General features: G+C 59.8%; 2 protein-coding genes. Both read left to right on the forward strand.

Features of this window, described 5'->3' with window-relative positions:
- Positions 1 to 184 (forward strand): hypothetical protein (locus OCV66_RS15475; RefSeq protein WP_262564914.1); only part of this gene is annotated, 184 nt, incomplete at its 5' end.
- Between the two features lie 69 nt (positions 185 to 253).
- On the forward strand, positions 254 to 963 hold a 710-nt coding region (locus OCV66_RS15480; RefSeq protein WP_147574657.1), incomplete at its 3' end, for a hypothetical protein.

Consider the following 963-nt stretch of genomic DNA (forward strand, 5'->3'; position numbering starts at 1 on the left):
CGCCGTGCATTTGCTGCTGGACAATGCTGCGGTCGGGATGGAGCAGCTGGTGGTCTACACCGACCTGGGCGGCGTCGCCCGGGTGGATCGCCTGTGGCGCTCCATACCGGATGTGCAGGCGGAGGAAGGCTCGCCCGCATTTGACAGGACCGCCGCTTATCTCATTTCAGACCAGACCTTATAATATTGGCATGAGCCGGTATGACGTTCTGTTCATACCGGCCCTTTTTGCAGGGAAAGGAGAGCGAAAAACATGACCACAAAGAAACTGCGCATCCCGATTTTACTGCTGGCGTTGTGGCTGATAGCGGCGGCGGTTATCCCGCAGTCCTATGCCGCAGGCGGTATGCACCGCGTCGAAGTCAAGGCGGGTACAGGCTATACATCCAGCGCGGTCGGCGTCAACGTGTGGGAGACCAGCGTGGTGAGGGACGTCACCTTTACTCCACTGGACGGGTACCGGCTTGCAGTAGTCACCGCCTATTACGACGGGCAGACCGTAAACACCACGGTTCAGGACAAGCCCGCACAGCTTATAGTGGGCGGCATGGTGCTGCCGCTCCGCCATAGCGGACGGGAGATAACCGTCACGGTGCCGGGCAACTGTACAGGAGATCTTGTTTTATCAGCATCCGTGGAAGCGGTCTCCTGCCACATGGATGTAAGCGCAGACAGCGGCATCGAGGTCAGCGGCGGGGGGACATACGGCATCGGCAAGACGGTTACGATCACCGCCGCGCCATCTGGAGAAGCCGAGATCACCCGAGTACAGGTGACACGCACGGATGCGGGACAGGCGAACACGGCCGATCTGGCCGATGGTGCTGTCCAGATCGGGGATAAAACCTATCCGTTTTCCGTGACGGACGGCAAGGTTACGATGACGCTGACCGCAGAAGAAAGCCTTGGCATCCACTTTTTCAGCAACGGTAAGCCGGGCGAACAGCCGCTCACCGTCCGCGT

It is taken from the genome of Agathobaculum ammoniilyticum, assembly GCF_025567315.1.
Lineage (GTDB): Bacteria > Bacillota > Clostridia > Oscillospirales > Butyricicoccaceae > Agathobaculum > Agathobaculum ammoniilyticum.